General features: G+C 62.6%; 19 protein-coding genes and 1 pseudogene. 14 read left to right on the top strand and 6 right to left on the bottom strand.

Annotation, left to right across the window (positions count from 1 at the left end; all coding sequences use genetic code 11):
* Positions 1 to 7: 7 nt before the first annotated feature.
* Positions 8 to 1276 carry an amidohydrolase family protein gene (locus MSIMFI_RS00265; RefSeq protein ID WP_191495688.1) on the top strand — a complete coding sequence of 423 codons (1269 nt, stop codon included), beginning with the start codon at positions 8 to 10 and terminating at the stop codon, positions 1274 to 1276.
* Between the two features lie 9 nt (positions 1277 to 1285).
* On the opposite strand, the gene MSIMFI_RS00260 is transcribed toward MSIMFI_RS00265, so the two are convergent.
* Positions 1286 to 2068 (bottom strand): SDR family oxidoreductase, encoded by a 783-nt coding sequence (locus tag MSIMFI_RS00260; protein WP_191495687.1) that lies wholly within the window; start codon positions 2066 to 2068, stop codon positions 1286 to 1288.
* Between the two features lie 89 nt (positions 2069 to 2157).
* On the opposite strand from MSIMFI_RS00260, the gene MSIMFI_RS00255 reads away from it, so the two are divergent.
* The 9 genes and pseudogenes from MSIMFI_RS00255 to MSIMFI_RS00215 all read left to right on the top strand — a co-directional run bounded on the left by MSIMFI_RS00255 (position 2158) and on the right by MSIMFI_RS00215 (position 8305).
* Entirely contained in the window at positions 2158 to 3573 is a 1416-nt protein-coding gene (locus MSIMFI_RS00255) for a hypothetical protein (protein WP_191495686.1), read from the top strand.
* Positions 3574 to 3581: 8 nt separating this feature from the next.
* Positions 3582 to 3920 (top strand): hypothetical protein, encoded by a 339-nt coding sequence (locus MSIMFI_RS00250; RefSeq protein WP_191495685.1) that lies wholly within the window; start codon positions 3582 to 3584, stop codon positions 3918 to 3920.
* Positions 3921 to 3970: 50 nt separating this feature from the next.
* Positions 3971 to 4150, top strand: coding sequence for a hypothetical protein (locus MSIMFI_RS00245; RefSeq protein ID WP_186243158.1), 180 nt, complete (start codon positions 3971 to 3973; stop codon positions 4148 to 4150).
* Between the two features lie 177 nt (positions 4151 to 4327).
* Positions 4328 to 4648 (top strand): annotated as a pseudogene (locus tag MSIMFI_RS00240) (class I SAM-dependent methyltransferase); the annotation flags it as partial.
* 30 nt (positions 4649 to 4678) lie between these two features.
* Positions 4679 to 5476: an SDR family NAD(P)-dependent oxidoreductase gene (locus MSIMFI_RS00235; RefSeq protein WP_191495683.1), complete on the top strand. Its 798-nt coding sequence runs from the start codon at positions 4679 to 4681 to the stop codon at positions 5474 to 5476.
* 36 nt (positions 5477 to 5512) lie between these two features.
* Positions 5513 to 6190 carry a hypothetical protein gene (locus tag MSIMFI_RS00230; protein ID WP_191495682.1) on the top strand — a complete coding sequence of 226 codons (678 nt, stop codon included), beginning with the start codon at positions 5513 to 5515 and terminating at the stop codon, positions 6188 to 6190.
* 428 nt (positions 6191 to 6618) lie between these two features.
* Complete coding sequence (locus tag MSIMFI_RS00225; RefSeq protein ID WP_191495681.1) at positions 6619 to 7494, top strand: DUF4436 domain-containing protein; 876 nt, start codon at positions 6619 to 6621, stop codon at positions 7492 to 7494.
* A 140-nt stretch (positions 7495 to 7634) separates the two neighbouring features.
* On the top strand, positions 7635 to 7886 hold the full coding sequence (locus MSIMFI_RS00220; protein WP_186243163.1) for a type II toxin-antitoxin system Phd/YefM family antitoxin: 252 nt from the start codon (positions 7635 to 7637) through the stop codon (positions 7884 to 7886).
* Positions 7883 to 8305 carry a type II toxin-antitoxin system VapC family toxin gene (locus MSIMFI_RS00215; protein ID WP_186243164.1) on the top strand — a complete coding sequence of 141 codons (423 nt, stop codon included), beginning with the start codon at positions 7883 to 7885 and terminating at the stop codon, positions 8303 to 8305. The genes MSIMFI_RS00220 and MSIMFI_RS00215 overlap by 4 nt, the downstream gene beginning before the upstream one ends.
* Before the next feature lie 356 nt (positions 8306 to 8661).
* Here the strand turns inward: MSIMFI_RS00215 and MSIMFI_RS00210 are convergent, their stop codons facing one another.
* The 3 genes from MSIMFI_RS00210 to fadD1 are packed head-to-tail and all read right to left on the bottom strand — an operon-like array spanning position 8662 to position 11478.
* A complete protein-coding gene (locus tag MSIMFI_RS00210; protein WP_191495680.1) occupies positions 8662 to 9654 on the bottom strand; it encodes a 1-aminocyclopropane-1-carboxylate deaminase/D-cysteine desulfhydrase in 993 nt (330 codons plus the stop codon).
* A complete protein-coding gene (locus MSIMFI_RS29475) occupies positions 9651 to 9908 on the bottom strand; it encodes a D-arabinono-1,4-lactone oxidase (protein WP_396819213.1) in 258 nt (85 codons plus the stop codon). Before MSIMFI_RS29475 ends, MSIMFI_RS00210 begins: the two co-directional genes overlap by 4 nt.
* Positions 9832 to 11478 carry a fatty-acid--CoA ligase FadD1 gene (fadD1, locus tag MSIMFI_RS00205; RefSeq protein ID WP_191495679.1) on the bottom strand — a complete coding sequence of 549 codons (1647 nt, stop codon included), beginning with the start codon at positions 11476 to 11478 and terminating at the stop codon, positions 9832 to 9834. Before fadD1 ends, MSIMFI_RS29475 begins: the two co-directional genes overlap by 77 nt.
* Positions 11479 to 12358: 880 nt before the next feature.
* On the opposite strand from fadD1, the gene MSIMFI_RS00200 reads away from it, so the two are divergent.
* From MSIMFI_RS00200 to MSIMFI_RS00185, 4 genes are all read left to right on the top strand, one after another.
* On the top strand, positions 12359 to 12553 hold the full coding sequence (locus tag MSIMFI_RS00200) for a hypothetical protein (protein ID WP_191495678.1): 195 nt from the start codon (positions 12359 to 12361) through the stop codon (positions 12551 to 12553).
* A 131-nt stretch (positions 12554 to 12684) separates the two neighbouring features.
* Entirely contained in the window at positions 12685 to 14697 is a 2013-nt protein-coding gene (locus MSIMFI_RS00195) for a PPE family protein (protein ID WP_191495677.1), read from the top strand.
* A gap of 64 nt (positions 14698 to 14761) precedes the next feature.
* Positions 14762 to 15991, top strand: coding sequence for an FAD-dependent oxidoreductase (locus tag MSIMFI_RS00190; RefSeq protein WP_191495676.1), 1230 nt, complete (start codon positions 14762 to 14764; stop codon positions 15989 to 15991).
* Positions 15991 to 17010, top strand: coding sequence for a Gfo/Idh/MocA family protein (locus tag MSIMFI_RS00185; protein ID WP_186243170.1), 1020 nt, complete (start codon positions 15991 to 15993; stop codon positions 17008 to 17010). The genes MSIMFI_RS00190 and MSIMFI_RS00185 overlap by 1 nt, the downstream gene beginning before the upstream one ends.
* 519 nt (positions 17011 to 17529) lie before the next feature.
* Here the strand turns inward: MSIMFI_RS00185 and MSIMFI_RS00180 are convergent.
* The gene (locus MSIMFI_RS00180; RefSeq protein ID WP_191495712.1) at positions 17530 to 19041 is read right to left on the bottom strand and encodes a phospholipase C; all 1512 of its coding nucleotides are present in this window, start codon (positions 19039 to 19041) and stop codon (positions 17530 to 17532) included.
* 154 nt (positions 19042 to 19195) lie between these two features.
* Positions 19196 to 20365: a glycosyltransferase gene (locus tag MSIMFI_RS00175; RefSeq protein WP_191495675.1), complete on the bottom strand. Its 1170-nt coding sequence runs from the start codon at positions 20363 to 20365 to the stop codon at positions 19196 to 19198.
* Positions 20366 to 20418 lie beyond the last annotated feature (53 nt).

The following is a 20418-nucleotide window of genomic DNA, read 5'->3' as shown; positions in this document are numbered from 1 at the left end:
TTTGCCGATGAAATCGATCGACGAACTGGCCGGCAACCTGAACTTCACCACGGCGAAGACCGGCGCGGATCGATCGGTGACGTTTCTGCCTGATCCGCCCCGGGCGGAACGCCGCTACACGGTGATCTCGGTCGACGATCACATCGTTGAACCCCCGGATACCTTCACCGGACGCTTGCCGCGAAAGTTTGCCGACCGTGCGCCCAGGGTTGTCGACACCGACGAGGGGGGACAGACATGGGTGTACGACGGTCAGGTTTTGCCCAACGTGGGGTTCAATGCCGTCGTGGGGCGACCGGTGTCGGAGTATGGCTTTGAGCCGGTTCGCTTCGATGAAATGCGCAGGGGTGCTTGGGATATCCACGAGCGCGTCAAAGACATGGACCTCAACGGCGTCTACGCCTCGCTCAACTTTCCCTCGTTCCTACCGGGCTTCGCGGGCCAGCGGCTGCAGCAGGTGACCGCGGACCGCGATCTGGCCTTGGCGTCGGTGCGCGCGTGGAACGACTGGCACATCGAGGCGTGGGCTGGGCCCTATCCCGACCGGATCATTCCCTGCCAGCTGCCGTGGCTGCTTGACCCTGAGTTCGGCGCAACCATGATCCGCGAGAACGCAGAGCGTGGCTTCCACGCTGTCACATTCAGCGAGAACCCGGCGATGTTGGGGTTTCCGAGCATTCACTCAAGACACTGGGATCCAATAATGGCGGCGTGCGCGGAAACCGGCACGGTGGTGAATCTTCACATCGGATCGTCGGGTTCGTCGCCGTCCACCACCGAGGACGCGCCGCCGGATGTGCAGGGTGTGCTGTTCTTCGCCTACGCGATCTCGGCGGCGGTCGATTGGTTGTACTCCGGTCTGCCCAGCAGGTTTCCCGATCTGAAGATCTGCTTGTCCGAGGGCGGAATCGGCTGGGTCGCAGGCTTGCTGGATCGCCTCGATCACATGCTCAGTTACCACGAGATGTATGGCACCTGGCAAGCTCTGGGCGAGAGTTTAACTCCCGCAGAGGTTTTCACGCGTAACTTCTGGTTCTGCGCGGTGGAGGACAAGTCGTCCTTCATGCAGTATGACCGGATCGGTGTGGACAACATTATGCTGGAAGCCGACTACCCGCATTGCGACTCGACCTGGCCGCACACGCAACAAACGATCCATGAAGAGATTGGCGCGCTTCCCCAAGACGTGATTCGCAAGATTACCTGGGAGAACGCGTCACGCCTGTACCGCCATCCCGTACCGGTCGACATACAGCGCGATCCAGACGCGTTTTGAGTGTCGCGGTTAGGTCACCCATTCCGGTGCCTGGGCAGCATCGACGGCGGCGAAGTCCTTGTGGGCAAGGCCGGCAACGCACCCCCCGTCAACAACGAATTCTGAGCCGGTGGAGTAGCTCGACTCATCGCTGGCGAGGTACACGACCAGATTGGACACCTCCTGGGGCTCGGCCGCACGGCCCAGGGCGGTCTGGAAAAGGTCCTCGGGCACCCATTCGGTCATCGGTGTCTTGATGAGCCCTGGGTGGATGGAGTTCACCCGGATTCCGTTGACCCCCAGTTCCAGAGCCGCCGACTTGGTCAGACCCCGCACGCCGAACTTGGTTGCGGTGTAGCCGTGGCAGCCCATGGTGCCGGCGAGTCCTTCGATCGAGGAAATATTGATGATGGACCCGCGGCCAGCGGCTTTCATGGGTTTGACGACAGCCCGGATGCCCAGGAACACACCGGTGAGGTTGACATCCAGGATTCGCTGCCATTCGGACAACGCATAGTCCTCGAGCATCCCGACGTTGATGATGCCGGCGTTGTTCACCAGCACATCGAGGCCACCGAACTCGGTCAGGGCGGTCTGGACCGCGGCGGCCCATTGATCGGGCTCGGTGACGTCGAGGTGGAGGTAACGCGCGGCGTCGCCGACTTCGGCCGCCACGGCTCTTCCCTCGTCGTCAAGTATGTCGCCGAACACCACCTTGGCCCCCTCGGCGACCAGCGCTCGCACGTGCGACGCGCCCATGCCGCGGGCTCCGCCGCTGACGAGGGCGACCTTGCCGGTCAATCGGTTTGGCATCGAATCTCCTGACGGTTGTGAGGTCTCAGTAGATAGTGCTCGGGGATGGGGCGGTTGGTCCAGTTCCAGTTTCGGGTTAGGTTTCGTCAGTGAGGGATGTTGGGGCCATCGATGCGGCGTTGGTGGGGCTCCGTCAACTACTAGGGACCGGGGAGCCGGCGACCGTTACGGCGCCGCCGCCCCCGAACCCGGCGCCGCCGTGGCCGGCGTGGACGGGTGATGCCAGCGATTCCGCGCGCGACGTGTCCAAACGACTGGACGGCAACCGTAACCGGTTGCATGCGAGCCAGGTTTCGGCGACCGGCATCATCAACGATGCGGCGACGACAACTACCGATGCGCGCACCCGGATGGCGGGCGTTCAGGCCGGTTGGGAAAGTGACAAGAAAGCGCTCTGGCCGATTGTGAACACCCCCAAGGGCAGAGCCGCATTGCTGACCGCGGGCCATCGGCGCCTGCAAGAGGCCAGCGGGGTGATACGCGACGCGATTGGACGATTCAATGGGGCCGCGGACCGTCTGCAGGCGGTCGGTCTCGAACTTCCACTCACTCCGGCACCCGGGAAACCTGAAGCTCCCGGAGACGATCAACGCCGTCGCAACCAGATTGACGCATTCAAGCAGGTCTTCGGTCGGGAACCGGTCAGCGGCAGCGACTGGGATACCGCCGCCGCCCTCGACCCGCACAGTTACGACCCCAAGAACCAGGGAGTGCCGCCAAACATCGTGGTGGGGCGAATCAAACCCGTTCCCGGGCAAGGAGTCGTCCGGACCAACATGTTCATTCCCGGCCGCGACGTCTGGGATCCCAAACTTGGTTGGCCGCCCTACGACAACAACCTCGGGGACAACCGAGGTTTCTCTCCCACCGTCGACCCAGAGGGCTCGCGAGTGTCGATCCTTGTCGACTACGACAACGGCATCATCGTGGCCCGCCAGAACCCGTCGGTCAACGCCGATACCGGACAGGTCCGGGTCGGTACACCGGATATTTCCGCGACCCAACAAAGCAACGGTTCGGTGCTGATCAAGTACAACGCCGCCGATCCCTTCTCGCCGGGCGGCGAGGCGCCAGCGAAAGCCATCCCGATCAGCGTGAACGGAACCCTGGCCATCGCACCCTCGGCTTCGGGCCCACACGTGGGCGGGAACATCACCACCTTCCCCGCTCTGGAGATTTACAGTGACCGACCCGGCGCGGTCGGCGTGCCGTTGTTGCAGTCGTGGCCGTCTTTCACCGACGACGCTTCCGGCCCGCTAGTGGGCCTGCCATTTCATAAGACGGTGGGCGACTACTCGATTGTCACCGGGTTCAACGATGTATTCCCCGAGATGCCACGGCCGACAATTCCTGGCGTCCCGGGTGATCCGGTGCCGGCTCCAATGATGCCCCCAATGACCGTGCTGCCGCCGTCGAACTTAACAGCATTGGGGCCGGTCAGCGCCCCACCCCAGGTCGTCGTGCGGGACCCGCTCGATCTCCCCCCGGTGTTCCTGCCGCGTTAAGGACAACGATGTCGTCCACACCGTCTCCGCAACCTGTTGAACGCCAAATCGATTGGGTGCGAGCTACTTTTGCTGGATCGATAGCCGGAGGTGTGTTGTGGGCCGTTGTTGTCAAGGCGATGTCGATCCTCGACAAGGCTCTGTCCATGGAGGTTCGGCTGGCCGTCGCCGCCGGGGGAGTGTTTGTGCCGGTGCTGGTTGTCGGGTTGGTGCTGTATCGGCTGGCGCGTTGGCCTGCCGTTCGTACGTGGGCGGTCGCACTGTTCATCGCACCCTGCACGGGCCTGGTCTTGCTGCTGTTTATGTTCGCGATCGGGCTTCCCGAGCTGTTGACCAGGCGCTCGTAGTGGGCGATCACCGTTTTCCCGCAATGATTTTGAGTGGTCTAGCAGCTGGCTTGGTATTTGCCTGCATTGGCGCGGTCGTCGTCTGGCCAGCCGCTCCCGCGTTACCGTTCATCCTCGGTATGGCCACCATGCCGTTCCCGAAAGCGAAGGCATTCGCCCTTGGCGCCTGGGCGGCGGCGTGCGGCGTCCTCGCGTTCCTCATCACCCTCGCGGTCCTGTTGCTCATCTAGTATCTGCCCTGAGCCGCACCCCTGAGCACAATGCGCAAAAGATCAAGATCACCTATTGCGTGGCTATCGCGCACAAGAGTGTCGCAAGCCCTGCCTGTCCGTACCTTCTAGTGCACTCGGCCGTTTGGTGAAGCATGTGACGGCAGACGAACTGGCGATGCTGACCTTGGAAGGGAGCTCATGTACCTGCCGGAAATCGAAGTGCGCCAGCTACTTGAGCGTTTGACAAGCCAATTCGATTGCGGCGAAATGCTATTCGATACTGTCTCACCGCTGGGTCCATTGCTTTCGAAGGCGTTCACCAAAGGGATCGTCAAATGGGGGATCCGTAATGTCCGTGACCTGGAAACGTGGAATCCCAGGCTGCGTTTCCTTGAGCGGACGCCGGCAGTGGCGGGCTACCAGAAGATCCCATCCACTCCGGTGCGATTCATCTACCAGCTGGTGGCTGCATTGCCGATCAGCACTTACGACGTGTTGAACCGTTTCGAATACTGAGCGCCCACACGATGGACTAGCCTCGTCCAGATGGAGTTAACCGGCAAGACCGTCCTACTCACCGGCGCGACTGGAGGTCTCGGTCGGGCGATCGCGGCGGCACTTGCCGACCGGGGTACGCGCCTAATCCTGAGCTCGCGACGGCCGCGGGAGCTTGACGAGCTCGCGGCTTCGCTGTCCGGTAGTGGCCACCGGACGAGCGTGAGCGATCTAGCCGAGGCGGGTGCCGGGCTGGCGCTGCTCGCCGAGGCTGGGGAGATCGACGTTATGGTCGCGAATGCCGCGCTCCCGGCCTCTGGAAAACTCGACAGCTTCACCGCCGAACAGGTCGACCGGGCAATCCGGGTGAACCTCGAGGCGCCGGTCCAGATGACCCGCGAACTGATTCCGGTGTTCACCAAGCGCGGATCCGGCCACTTCGTGTTCGTCTCGTCGATCTCCGGCAAAACGGCGACAGCGCGTGCTTCACTTTATGCCGCAACGAAATTCGGCATCCGCGGTTTCGCATTGTGCCTGCGAGACGACCTTCGGCCTGCAGGCGTCGGAGTCTCAGTGGTCAGTCCGGGTGCGATCGGGGGTGCCGGAATGTTCGCCGACTCGGGTGCCGCCGCGCCGCCACTGATCGGCACGGGCAAGCCAGAGCAGGTCGGAGCTGCGGTCGTCAACGCCATCGAGCGCAATCGTGGGGAAATCACCGTGGCGCCGCTGCGCCAGCGAGTGCTCGCGCGCTTCGCCGCGAACGCCCCGGAGGTGGCCTCGCGACTGGCCGGTGATATCGCAGCCAAGGCGGCCGACGAGATCGCGGCCGGTCAAACTGACAAGCGGTGAATCGGCTCTCCTGGAGGATGGTGGCATCCTTGCCTAGTGGGACTGCTGTTTCGTTTGATTGAGTTGCTGGTCGTGATCGCGCCGGTAGTCGGCGTGATCTATGCCGGCATCCGGGCGCTCTCGTCCCTCAAGAGGCAGCAAAACGAGGCGTCTGGCGACCGCTCACCGAGTGACCTCGCGGGTGCCGAATCGCGCGAAGTCACGACCGGGAACCAGGCGTCGCGTTGGCGGGCGATTAGGCGGGCAATCGACGCGCATGACCAGACAGATGCACGCTGGCTGGAGTACGAGCTCGATCCGGCCAAGCTCCTCGACTTCCCGGTCATGACAGACATGCGGGACCCACTGACGACTGCCTTTCACAAGGCCAAACTGTCGGCCGATTTTCATCGGCCGCTCCGGGCCGAAGATCTTCTCAACGACCGCGAGGCTGCGCGCCAGTACCTCGACGCGGTCGAAAGCTATGTGACTGCGTTCAACGCCGCGGAAGCGGAGGCGATGCGCAGGGGTAGAAACGACTTCTCGCGAGAGGAACGGCAGCGCCTCGCGCGTGCGCAGAACCTGCTGCGGGTGGCGGCCGACACCGCCGCGACGCCGCAGGAACGTCAGCGGGCATACGGCTTAGCGCGCACCGAACTCGACGGCCTGTTGGTGCTGCCCGATAGCACCCGAGCGAGCATCGAACGCGGAATCATCGGCGAGATCGACGGGTAGATCCGCAACGGGCCGCGAAAGATCGCCAACTGACACGCCGACGTCACAGACGCTGTCGATTGCGCGGACATGTTTTTGCTTTGCTCTTAGGCGAAGTGCGGTCTCGAAATGGGCGGCCGTGTGGGCCCGGTGTGTCAGTCTGGACGCGAGTCAAGAATTGGTTAGCATGCACGACTCGGGGGTTGTGTCGCCCCTGGCGCTCGGGGACGTCTAGTGGGTGTGGCGTTCGAGACGAAGGCCGGTTTGGCGCGGGCTTTGACCACAGCGCCGGAGAAAGGACTTGTATGAGCAGGCGCCGCGTTCGTCCAGATCGCGCGTATCCATGCGGAATTCGACGAGATCTCGGCCAATATCAGATTGTCACCACTTTGGGAAATTAGGAGAGCCATATTGTCTGGGGATGGTTTCTACCCGCCGAGGTGCGGCTGATGAAGTTCGGCGTCGTTGGTCTGGTGCTGTTGATTGCGGCCTATGTCGGTTCAACTGTGTTATATGGAAACGTCGGCCCGCACAATGTTATTGACGGTCAGCCGACGCCGGACGGGACTACTATCACCATCACGCTCGACGACGTTCAGTCGGTCAACACTGTGCTAGTTGGTAACGTCGTCATTACGCCCGGACCTGCACTGGTTGATCCGCAAACCCTTGGTCTGAAAGAAGACCTCGGTGTCAGGGTTACATCCGCGGTATCGCCTACCAAGCGCACCTGGTCGAAAGGCATGCTGCCCGGAACCTTTCCTGTTCCGCTGACCCTAATCGGCAACGTCAATGATTGGCCGTTCGATCATTACCATTCGGGGCAGGTAACGGTCGAACTCTTCCACGGCGACCAGCAGATACCTGAACGAGCGACAGTAACATTCGTCGACCATCTTCCCGGCTGGAATATAGACATTCCGGTGGCCAACAAAGGCGGGGTACCTGCAACGTACCAAGTGAAGTTGCAGCGGTCGGCAACCGCCGAGGCGTTCGCACTCATCATCATCGCTGTGCTGGTCGCGCTTGCCGGAATCGGCGCCTTCGTCGCGATTCAAACGGCGCGTGATCGACGACCATTCCAGCCGCCTATGACGACCTGGTATGCCGCGATGCTGTTTGCAGTGATACCGCTGCGTAATGCGCTTCCCAACGCGCCCCCGTTTGGGGCGCGAATCGATGTCCAGGTCGTGCTCTGGGTGGTCGTCGTGTTGGTGCTTTCGATGATGCTCTACATCAGCTGCTGGTGGCGGCACCTGAGACCCAGCGTCGAGACGACGAATCCGGCGTCGACGAATCCGGCCGAGCCACCATCGAGTAGCTAACGCGCCCGGCTTTGGCGTGCCTGGATTGGGAGTTGTTGCGTCGTATGTGCTAGTGCGCGGCTGTGACGACGGAGCCATGTGCGACACTGTCAGCTCAACTAGACGAACTAGTGCGGCTAGTCGTAATAGCCTGCATTGGTATGGTTGGTGCTGTGCAGCAGAAGACCATCACGAGCACCAAAGCTAAAGCCACGCTCAACGCGTTGTTGGCTGAAGTGGAACGCACCGGCACACGCGTGACCATCACCAACCACGGTCGGCCCGTCGCAGTGCTTGTACCGGTCCGCGAGACTCCGCGGCGCTTCGGCCAACTACCAAACCTAGCCGTCCCCAAGGATTTCGACGACCCGCTGCCAGAATCGGAACTTGCAGCCTGGGAAGGCAATTCGTGACCGACGCCGGGTCAGCGGCGCCAACGCCACGCGGCGTCGTTCTCGACACGCATACGCTGTTGTGGCTAGTGTCCACCCCTGAAAGCGTGTCGCGCGAGGCTCGTGAACTTCTCGGGCAGAGAAGTTGTACGGTCTGGGTGTCGGCGGTATCGGCCTGGGAGATAGCCACTAAAACGCGGCTCGGGCGCCTCGATGGGGATCCTCTTTTGTCCGCCTGGTCAGACATCGTCAACGACATGGCGGCCGCCGAACTCGCGATCGACTCTGCGGACGCGATCTTCGCCGGCCGGCTGCCGTGGGAACATCGAGATCCGTTTGACCGGATGCTCGTCGCACAGGCAACGCGGCGCAACCTCACCATCGCCACTCGTGATAAGCAGATAATTCGCGCAGCCTTCACCCCAACCTTGAAAGTCTGAGCGGGAGAAGTGATGTCGGGCCGTTATGGGCCATGCTCGACGATTACGGTGCCATCATCCGCGCAGGCGAACTCGAATGTTCGGCTCGGCCCCTTCGCCGCACCCCTGACTTGGGCCACTTGGGGCGGTCGTCGCGACCGCAGGTCGTTGGGCTGGCGGGGTTGGGCGTTGGTGGGTCGAAATGTGTCAACAGGGGACTCAACCAGCACCGGTCGATGGTCAACATGCCCCCGAACTGCGGTTTGGGAGTCGCCGGTGATGGGGGTCATGGCCTCCGTCATCGGATGAGTGCAGCGCTCACCGTAGTCGGGAGCCAAATGAGGACTGATTGCCAACCTCGCTGTCAGCAGGCGCTGTTAGCGCGGCCCGTTCGTGTGGAGGTAGAGCGTGGGCCCTTCGGGTAGTCGGCTGCTGGCGGCTAGGTCGAAGAGTGCTGCCATCGCCTTGGCGGTGTAGACGGGCTCGAGATCGAGGTGTTCGGTTTCCTGCGCGAGTTGCAGTGCGTGTGCACCCTGGCTGGTCGGATGGCCGTAGCCGGCTCCGAGCCAGTCGCGCAGAAGAATTAGGCGGTCTGCTCGTAGGTGGGTGGTGGGCGGCAGGTTCGCGCCGCGGCTTTGGAGTAGGCGCACTGCCCGGCGTGCCAGCGATGTGATCGACCGGTGGTCTAGGCGCAGCGTGTCGTTGACGACGATGCCTATCGCCAGGGTGTCGGTGAGACCGGCGAGTGTGAGGCCGAGGTGCAGGCCGGCGATCGTGCCGCCCGATCCGACTGCGGTGACGATGGACGACGGTGCCGGCAATGTGCCGGCCTGTACCTGTGCGGCGAGTTCCAATGCTGCCTCGACGTAGCCGAGCACTCCCAGCGATGAAGACCCGCCGGCGGGTAACACGTAGGGCCGTCGGTGGCGCAGGTAGAGGTACGGTGCGGCCGTGACCGTGCGCGCTTTGCTGTGGGTGAGATGGATGTCGGCGCCGGATGCCCGTAGGCGGTTGAGTTGGGCTTCGACGTGCTGGTCTACCGGCTGGTCGATGAGTGCGAGGGCGGTATGGATGCCGAATTCGCGGGCGTACAGCGTCACCGCGAGACCCCAGTTGGTGCCGAGGCCGCCGAAGGTCAAGATGGTGCTTCGGCGTTGACGTTTGACCTCAGGGAGCAGCCATTCCAGCTTGCGGACTTTGTTGCCGCCCCAGCCGCCGTTGCCGTAGGCGCCCTCGTCTTTGATCCAGACCGACGAGCATGTGGTCATTAGGCGAGACAGCCGGCGCACAGGCGTGGGCGCGTTGCCGAGGGTGACGTGTCCGAGTGTGTCATCCAACTCGGGGAAGCGCTGGTGTAGATAGGCGGTCATGTAGATATCGGACTTGGGTCGAGGCGGGACCGGACTGCGGCAAACGCGTCCCAGTCGGGGTATGCGGGACGCAATGTGTCGGCTTCGACAGGTGTCGGTGCGTCGTAGCGGCTGGCAACGTCGCGGACCGGGCGTACGGCGGTCGCCGCGTGCTCACGGGGGATCGCGTAGCCCATCTCAGTGAGGGGTACGCGATGCGGTGTTGCGAATATCCGGCACGAGCGATCGGTGCGCCGAGCCGCTACCCGACGCAACGTGGTAAGCGGTGCCCCGAGCTTCGCGCACCCACAGGATCTCGTCGCCGGCGACGGCCGTTCCGTCAGTGATCAGCAGGCGCTTGAGGACCTTGTGTGTGGCGGTGCTGGGAAGGTCGGTGGCAATGCGCACGTATCGTGGCCAGGCCTTGGGGGAGAGGTCGGGTTGGGCGGCCAAGAATGCTTCGAACGATTCAGGGTCGAACGCGTGGCCGTCATGCAGGACGACCGCCGCCATTACCTGGTCGCCGACGGATTCGTCCGGGACGGCATAGATCGCGACGCGATTTACGGCATTGTGGCGCAACAGAATTCGCTCGATCGGAGCTGCCGCCAGATTCTCGCCGTCCACCCGCATCCAATCGGCGGTGCGGCCGGCCAGGTAAATCCAGCCCTCCGAGTCTCGATAGGCGAGGTCTCCCGACCAGTACATGCCGTGGCGCATGCGTTCGGCATTGGCTTCGGGGTCGTTGTAGTAGCCGGTGAAGAAGCCCGATCCCATCGTGTTGACCAACTCGCCCACGGCTTCGTCGGCGTTGGTGAGCGCACCATGGTCGTCGAAACGTGCTACCGCGCACTCGGTGATTGTGTCGCTGTTGTACACCGCGACGCCGTCGACCCCTCTGCCGATCGAACCCGGCGGCGTGCCGGGTTCGCGGATCACGATGACCGCGTTCTCGGTCGAGCCGAAGCCATCCTCGACCTGGACGTCGAAGCGGCGCGAGAACTCGTCAATGTCCTTGTCGTTGGCCTCGTTTCCGAATGCTACCCGCAGTGGATTGTCAGTGTCGTCATCGCGTTCAGGGGTGGCAAGGATGTAGGCCAGGGGCTTGCCGACGTAGTTCATGTACGTGGCATGGTAGCGGCGGATGTCGTGGAGGAAGTTAGTTGCCGAGAACTTCGCCGGCACGATGGCGGCGCCGGAAACCACGGCGGGTGCCCAACCCGCGACCACCGCATTGGAGTGGAACAGCGGCATGGACACATAGCAGGTGTCGCGCTGGGTCAGTGCGAACCGCTCGGTCAGGCTGCGCCCGGCGAACGTCGGCATCAAATGCGACACCTGCACCGCCTGGGGATTTCCGCTGGTCCCCGACGTGAAGATCATCATGAACGGATCCATCATGTCGACCTGCCGGTAGGGGACCAAAGTGCCACCGTCACCGATTAATTCAGCCCACCGCGAAGTCGAGGTATCAAGAATCTGCGTGCCCGACAGGTCTAGACCGTCCAGCAGGGCTCGGTGTTCGGCATCGGTCACAACGATTTGACAGTCCGCCCGTCTCACGTCGGCGGCCAGCGCTTCGCCTCGCCGTGTGGTGTTCAGACCGCAGAGCACGTAGCCGCCCAGCCCAGCCGCCGCCATCTGGGCGAGCATCTCGGGCGTGTTTCCCAGCAGACTGCCAATGTGCATCGGTCGGCCGGAATCGGCCGCACCGATGAGAGCTGCCGCCCGCGCCGCCGCCTCCGCCAGATACTGACTCCACGTCCATTGCAGGTCAAGGTATTTCACCGCAACTGCTGAATCGGACATCCGCTGCTGCAGGAGCGCTTGAATCGTTTCTGTCACGTACAAGGTAGCTGCCGAGGATCTCGACGGTGCGGCTTGACCGGTAGACATTGCACTCGCCTATGTTATGCCGAAGCCGCTAGCTCACTGCGCGCTGCGTGGACCAACGCGGGAAGCTCCATGTCATCGTGTGTGGGTGGGCGAAGGTCCCGCCCACCCGGGCCGTGTCCAAATTCTTGACAATTAACATGGCATACCAATCTTAAGTTCCAAATGCAAAAATAGTCGACATCGGTGGAAATGTTCCACGGTTGACGCAAGTATTTGCAGCGCAATGTCAAGTCATTGGTCAATCGAGCGGATCGCCAATGCATGGAATGCGCGACTTTTGGTTAGTGGGCGCCCGGCATCTTGACCACGTCTTATGCGCCCCGACGACGGGGTTCACCAAAATTCCTAGCTACCAAGGTATTTCAGGTGTGCAATGACCTCGTCGGGCGAGGCGCGGTGGGCAACGGCAACGCCATGTCGGAGGGTGAGAGCCGATCGGTGGGCCGCAGGAAGTATTTATTTTCAGGCGCATTGGCCGGTCGCCAATGACGATTCGAAAAGTTCGTCCGCAATTTCCGAAAACGTTCCATTATGGCCCGCACTGAAGCTAGCATTTATTCGGCGTACGCCAGGCCGTTTTATCGACATATGAGAGATGACATGTGATGGGGACCCCCTCGGCACAGACGCTCGACCGACCGGGAGTATGCGGCGGATCCTCCTCGGCCTCAAGGTCGTTCGTCCTCGCTGCGCTTCGGGCGCTCCACCTTGACCCCGACTCCGCTCCACCGACCAATGTCGGGGATGGGAAACGAGGCAAAACAACAAAACAACGATCCAACGGATCCCCACCTTTGCGGGGGTCCCCAACACAGATAAGGACTGATCGATGAGCGTCAAGAGCAAGAAACGTCGACTCACTACTCGGGTGCTGGTGGTGCTTGCCGCCCTGTTCGCGATGGTTGCGCTGACGGGCTCCGGATGTCTAGCAGAGGGTCCCCCGCTTGGCCGCGACATCCCTCAGGGGGCGCCGGCTCTAGTAGGCGGCACGCTAATCAGCGCGCCGACGCACACCGGCATCTGACCGCCCATCGGGATCCGTCCGCACTTTCATCCGAGTGCGCTGTTGTAAGCGCATCGGATGAAAATGCGCTGTCCGGACGCCTAGTTCATCACGTCAGCCACCAGCGGCTCGGTTGAGAAAGGACCGTCGCGATGCTGCAGAATTTCGTGGTGCTGCCCCCGGAGGTTAATTCGGCGCGGGTGTTTGGCGGTGCGGGCCCAGCAACTATGCTGGCCGCTGCGGTGGCCTGGGATGATCTGGCCATCGACTTGCACAGTGCAGCAACCTCATTCGGCTCGGTAACCTCCGGGCTAGCGGGCGGATCGTGGCTGGGGCCGGCGTCGGTGGCGATGGCGGATGTGGCTGCACCTTATGTCGGTTGGCTAAGCATGTCGGCCGCCCATGCCGAAGGAGCGGCTGGTCTGGCTCGGGCGGCGGCAGCTGAGTTCGAGGCAGCCATGGCCGCGACGGTTCATCCGGCGCTCGTTGCGACCAATCGAGCGCAGGTGGTGTCCCTGGTGGCGTCCAACCTGTTCGGGCAGAACGCCCCGGCCATCGCGGCCATTGAGTCGCTGTATGAGCAGATGTGGGCCCAGGACGTGGCGGCGCTGGCGGGCTATCACGCCGGGGCTTCGGCGGTGGCCGCGCAGTTGGCATCCTGGCCTCAGCAGCTCGAGGCCCTGCTCGGCAGTGCTAGTACCGCCTGGCCTGTCCAGGCCAATACGGCGGTCGCGAAGGCGGCCGTATCAAACGTTGGCGTAGCTAGTTCGGTGAGCAACGGCGTTGTCATGAAAGCTGCTGCGGCACAGACGATTGCGCTGATCATGGGTGGCAGCGGCACGCCGATACCTCCGTCCAGATATGTGCAATTAGCTAATGATCTATACGTCAGCCACAGTGTCCCTGGGGCTATCGCGCAGGCACTCTTTACGCCACAGGGGTTATATCCCGTGGTCGCGGTCAAGAACCTGACGTTTGACGCATCCGTGGCCCAGGGCGTGGTCATTCTGGACAGTGCGATCCGGCAGCAACTCGCCGCTGGCAGTAACGTCACTGTGTTCGGCTACTCCCAGAGCGCCACGATCTCGTCCCTGACGATGGCCAATCTCGCGGCGTCGGCCAATCCGCCGCCGCCAGACCAGCTTTCCTTCACGCTGATCGGCAATCCCAACAATCCCAACGGAGGGGTAGCGACGCGGTTTCCAGGGATATCCTTTCCGAGCCTGGGTGTGACGGCCACCGGCGCGACTCCGGACAATCTGTATCCGACCAGGATCTACACCATCGAATACGACGGCGTCGCCGATTTCCCGCGGTATCCGATCAACTTCGTCTCAACGCTCAACGCCATTGCGGGCGCTTACTATGTGCACACCGACTACTTCATGCTCACGCCTGAACAGATTGCGTCGGCCGTTCCGTTGACTAACACGGTCGGCCCTACCATGACCCAGTACTACGTGATTCGCACGGAGAACTTGCCGCTGTTGGAGCCGCTGCGGGCGCTGCCCGTTCTCGGAAATCCACTCGCCGACCTGGTTCAACCGAACTTGAAGGTGATCGTCAACCTGGGCTATGGCGACCCGGCCTATGGCTATTCGACCTCACCACCGAATGTCTCTACTCCGTTTGGCTTGTTCCCTGAGGTGAGCCCGTTAACCGTCTTCGATGCTCTGGCTGCTGGCACCCAGCAGGGAATAAGCGATTTCGCGTACGACATCAGCAACCTCGATCTGCCGTCACCGATGGATTGGGGAAGTCCGCTGACCTTGAATCCGGGTAGTACCGCATCCGGTTCCTCGCCGGGTCCTGCGCCAGCGCCTCACGCGATCACGATCGACAGCATTATCGACAATCTGCAGGCGGCGAACACCAACGTCGCCGCCACGATCACCAAGGTTGCCGAAAGGAGCTACACGGTTTTGCTGCCAACGGCCGACATTGCCAACGCCGTGTTAACCACGGCACCGTCCTACAACATCAATCTCTTCCTGGACGGGATACAGCAAGCGATCCATGGTGACCCGATGGGGCTCGTGAACGCGGTCGGTTACCCGATAGCGGCCGACGTGGCACTTGTTACCGCGGCGGGCGCGCTTGAGCTTCTGATACTCATTAACGCCGGCCAAGCGATCGCATATGACATTTCGGCGCTTGTCCCCTAGCGGACCTGTCGCCAACTGAACAGGTGATCCTGTCGTACTCAACGGCCCTTATGCTTGGGCGTTAATGGTCGACACAACCACCTGCGCGATTATCGGCGGCGGCCCGGCTGGCATGGTCCTCGGGCTGATGCTGGCTCGGGCGGGGGTGCAGGTCACGTTGCTGGAGAAGCACGGCGACTTCCTGCGCGATTTCCGCGGCGACACCGTGCATCCGACAACGATGCGGCTGCTCGACGAGCTCGGCCTGTGGGAGCGCTTCGCGGCGTTGCCCTACACCGAGGTCCGCAAGGCGAGACTGGAATCAAACGGGCGCTCGGTGACCTACGTCGATTTCGAGCGTCTGAAGCAGCCCCATCCCTACGTAGCAATGGTTCCGCAGTGGGACCTGCTGAACCTGCTCGCCGAGGCCGCTGAAGCCGAGCCGACTTTCACATTACGGATGAAGACCGAGGCCACCGGGCTGTTGCGGGAGGCGGGCAAGGTCATCGGAGTGCGCTACGACGGCCCCGAGGGTCCTGGTGAACTGCGGGCCGAGTTGACCGTGGCGTGCGACGGTCGCTGGTCGATCGCTCGTCATGAGGCCGGGCTGAAGACGCGCGAATACCCGGTGAACTTCGACGTCTGGTGGTTCAAGCTGCCGCGTGATGGCGGGGTGGAGTTTTCCTTCCTGCCTCGCATCGGCCCTGGCAAAGCCCTCGGCGTCATCCCGCGCGAAGGCTATTTCCAGATCGCCTATATCGGGCCCAAGGGTGGCGACCGGCAATTGCGCGCACGGGGCATCAACGAGTTTCGCCGCGAGGTCGCCGCCCTGGTACCAGAAGCCGCCGGGTCGGTGGCAACTCTGAAGTCGATGGACGATGTCAAGCACCTTGACGTCCGGGTGAATCGGTTGCGCCGCTGGCACATTGATGGACTGCTGTGCATTGGCGACGCGGCGCACGCGATGTCACCGTTAGGAGGCGTCGGCATCAATCTGGCGGTCCAAGATGCCGTCGCGGCCGCGACCATATTGGCTGAACCCTTGCGGCAGCATCGGGTCACCGATCGCGATCTAGCCGCCGTCCGCCGCCGCCGCGCATTTCCCACCGCGGTGACCCAAGCCGTGCAGCGGGTATTACAGAGGCGGTTGCTCGGTCCATTGCTCGACGGCAAGGATCCCACTCCTCCGGCGGCCCTACTCGGTCTGGTCGCGCGGCTGCCCTGGCTATCGGCTGTGCCCGCATATTTCATCGGTGTCGGGGTCCGGCCCGAGCACGCCCCCGAATTCGCCCGTCGCGGACCTGGCAACCCCTAATGGCTGAGTCCGGACAGCGGGCACCGTTACGGATCGGCATTCTGGGTGCGGCCCGCATTGCACCGCTGGCGCTCGTCAACCCGGCCAAAGCAAACGCCGAGGTTGAGGTGGCCGCAGTGGCCGCCCGTGACGTGTCGCGTGCTCGGGACTTCGCCGCCAAACACGGCCTCGCTCGGGTGCATGACAACTACGACACCCTGATCGCCGACCCGAACCTCGATGCGATCTACATTCCGTTGCCCAACGGTTTGCACGGCCGTTGGACACGCGCCGCGCTGGCCGCCGGCAAGCACGTGTTGTGTGAGAAGCCGTTTACCGCCAACGCAATCGAAGCCCGTGAGATCGCAGAGCTGGCAGCGAAGTCGGATCGGGTCGTCATGGAGGCGTTTCACTACCGCTACCATCCGCTGGCTTTACGAGTCGAGCAGATCGTCGCCTCGGGCGAGCTCGGCAAGCTCCGGCGGGTCGAGACCTCGATGTGCTTTCCGCTGCCGAAGTTTTCTGACATCCGCTATAACTTTTCGCTTGCCGGTGGCGCACTGATGGATGCTGGCTGCTATGCCGTCCATATGGCGCGTACGTTCGGCGGGGCAGCTCCGGAAGTTGTTTCAGCGCAAGCCAAACCGCGTGATTCACAGGTCGATCGGGCGATGGTGGCAGAGTTGCGGTTTGCGGGCGGGCACACGGGCAGGGTCCGCTGCTCGATGTGGTCATCGGACCTGCTGAACATCAGCGCTCACCTGATCGGCGACGACGGCGAGCTGCGTGTGCTCAATCCTGTTGTACCGCAGTATTTTCACCGGATGACGGTGCGATCAGCCAATGGCAAACGGGTAGAGCGTTTTTCGCGCCGCGCCTCCTATGCGTACCAGCTCGACGCATTCGCCGCCGCGGTGCTGCGCGGGGAACCGGTAAAGACAACACCGGAGGATGCCGTCGAGAACATGATCGTCATCGATGCGATATACCGCGCCGCTGGACTACCAGTGCGCCAGCCAAGCGGGGCGTCACCCAGTTGAGATCTAATACCGGCTGGTCCCAATCAGCGGCCCATCGCTACCTTACGCGCGCGGACCGGGTTTGACGTTCAGGTCCGGAGGGTATCTTGGAAGTATTGCAGGTTGTTACCCTGCCTAACCCGCACGTCAGCGGAGTACCACTGATCTGGCGCGCGGTAAGAAAGGGCCAAAAGGGAGGCCACCACAATGGATATGAAGAGAATCGTGGGGAGGATCACACTCGCCGGGGCGATGTGCGCCACTGTGCTGGGCATCGGTGCCGGTGTCGCGCAGGCCGATCCGGGACCACGTATACCAGGACCACCGGGGCCCCATATCGACGATCCGATTAGATGGCAGCCGGTACCACCTGGACAGATTCAGCACTGGTGCCCGTGGCAGGCACCGCCTGGTCACTGGATTGGAGGTCCGCACGGCATACCGTGCACCTAAGTTCCAAAACGCATTTCACGGAACCTGGCCGCCTAGCCCATTGGGCTATGGCGGCCAGTGTTTTGCTCTAGGCGAGTTGGACACGAATTAGCAAGCACCGCTGGGAATCCCACGGACTGGAGTGGTTTCCTGAGACGGCATGGTTTGCGGATACGGCACTCGGTAGGGGATCCCGTAATTCACGCTGCCCAGTACCGCGTTCGGAACGCACTGCGGGAGTTTCGAAAGTTCGCCAACCACAGGATGATTCAGCTTAGGCGGCGACGGGTTTGGCGGGACAGCGAAGTTGAACGCGGAAGTCATATCTCCCACCGTGCTTCTGCGCCAGGGGGTGAGGTTAGGCACTGGTACCCCGAATCGTGTCTCCAGCAATCGCAGCTGTGAGGTGTGGTCGAAGGTGTCGTGGACCATCAGCGGCCCGCGGCTGTACGGAGAGATGATCAAACACGGGACCCGAAAACCCAAGCCGATCGGCCCACGGATGCCCCCGGAATCAGGCACCGCATTGATGTCAGGCACCGTGACATATTCGCCGGGAGTTCCCGGTGGCGCGGTGGGCGGTACGACGTGGTCGAAGAATCCGCCGTTTTCGTCGTAGCTGACGATCAACGCGGTCTTTTCCCAGACCGCCGGATTGGACAGCAGGATCTTGAGCACCATCACCAGCGCGATGGCGCCCGCCGCCACCGGGAATGCTGGGTGTTCGGATTGAAGGATGTTGGGAATCACCCAGGAAACCTGCGGCAGTCTGTTGGTTTTGACGTCGACGAGGAAATCTCCGGGGTAGCTCGGCGCTAGGCCGCGGCGGGCGAGATCCGACCTCGGATCCGCTGTCTGTGTGAAGTACTCGATGAAATTACCGAAGGTGAGATCGGAGACGAACGGTCCGAGGGTCTTGTTGCGATACACCTTCCAGGTGATGCCGGCGTCGCTGAGGTTCTGTGGCATGATGCGCCAGCTGAAGCTCTGAGTCGGCTTGATGTAGGGGCTCCCCAGCTGCGGCCCGCCATTGGTTCCGTCTGGGTCGAGGGTGGCGCTCAGCCAGTACAGCCGGTTGGGCAGGGTTGGTCCCAACACCGAGCCAAAGTACCGATCGCAGATCGTGAACGCGTCAGCGAGCAGGTAGTGGACCGGAATGTCTTGGCGCTGGTAGTAGCCCATCACTGTGGGGGTGTGTGCTCCGTTGGCCTGCACCGGCAGCCAGTTGTCGTTGGCGCCGCCGTTCCAGGCCTGATGCAGCGCGGCCCAGGTGTGGGCCGGGTCATTGACGCATTCGCCGTCGAGGATGGGGCCGCGGGTGGTGTCGAGGCGGTAGGGGATCGTGACGCCGGCAGGGTCAATGGCCTGCGTCATGGGATTCCAGCCCTTTTGCGCGAAAAGTGGCGATGGGGTGTTGAATCCATCGATGCCGGAGAGCGTTCCGAAGTAATGATCGAATGATCGGTTCTCCTGCATGAATAGCACAAAGTGTTCGATGTCGGTCAAATGACCGGCGCAAGGCCCCGCTCCGTAGGCCTTTTCAATTACCGGCCCGGCAAGCGCCATTAACGCCCCAGCACCCCCTGCGGCGGCATTGCCCAAGAATTTCCGACGCGACATTCCGCTGAGTCGGCTTTGGCTCACCGCTGTGCCTCCCGTTGGGGAATTTCAGCTCAACGTAGACGACAACGGTGACCGGCCTTGCCGGCCCGACCCGGCGTGTCGCACGCAAATTTCATGCACTGCCCAAATAATCGTGGTGGTCGAACGACTTCTACATGAGTTCCACGCGCGATATTTCGTTGGTGGATTTGAAAAATATTGCTGCGGATGCGTTTCGGTGCGCGCCGAGAGTTGTCAGCATGCCTCCCGCGGCCCGCCGCCAGGTGAACATTTCGGCGCGTCGCCTCGCGCTAACACGGCGATCTTGCTCGGGCCTGCTGACGACTGTGCGGACCGCCTGTGCGATCGCCATCGGATCGTTGTCGGCCAGGGCGCCGCTGTCCGCGGTGATGATCTCGGCCAGCGCAGATGTGCGCGACACCACGGCCGGTGTGCCGCAGGCCAGCGATTCCAATGCGGCCAGCCCAAACGTTTCGTGCGGCCCAGGCGCCAGCGTGACATCGGCGCAAGCCAGCAGTCCCGCAACCGTGAGGCGATCGGAGATGAAGCCGGTGAAGTCGATTGGCAACCCAGTTGCCTGCCGTTGCAGCCTGGCCCGCAACGGACCGTCGCCAACGACCACCAATCTGGTGTCGACTCCGGCGTCACACAGTGCAGCTACGGCGTCGATGCTGCGATCGGCATGCTTTTCCACCGAGAGCCGGCCGCAGTGGACCAGTAGGACCTGCGCCGGTGTGGCCCAGCGCCGTCGCAGCAGTGCAGAGCGCCGACGCGGGTGGAAGGTCTGCAGGTCCACACCCAGCGGGACGGTGACGGTATTCGTGGCGCCTATGCGGTCGAATTCCTCCCGCGCGAAGCTGGTTGTACACACCACCGTGTCGTAGTTGGCGGCGGTGCGCTTGTTGGCGAAGTCTGCGAATTTCTGTGCGGTTCGACGCGGAAGCAGTTGGCCGGCAAAGCGATCAAGACGTTCATGGGAGATCATCACGGTTGTGACGCCGTGGTCGCGGCCCCACCGGCCCAGCGACCTCAGCGTGAGCCGATCGGAGACCTCCAAGGCATCTGGTTGCAGCGTTTCCAGCACGGCGCGCACGGGTCCCGGCATTATCGCGCGGTAGCCCCCGGTGAACGGAAGCAGCTTGGCGGGCAGCGTGATTCGCACGACACCCGTGGGCAGCCGGATTCGCCCCGCATGTGGACCCGGGACGATCAGAAATACCTTGTGTCCACCGGCAGAGTATTCCGCGCCCAAACGGTCGATCGCGGTCCGCAGGCCACCGGAGCGAGGTCCATAGAAGTTGGCGACCTGAACGACACGCATACCGTGAGAAAAACCGGTGCTCGTGTGCGGTCAACGATCTCAGATCGACGGGT

It is taken from the genome of Mycobacterium simulans (assembly GCF_900232995.1).
Taxonomy (GTDB): domain Bacteria; phylum Actinomycetota; class Actinomycetes; order Mycobacteriales; family Mycobacteriaceae; genus Mycobacterium; species Mycobacterium simulans.
This window is presented reverse-complemented; position numbering and strand designations above follow the sequence as displayed.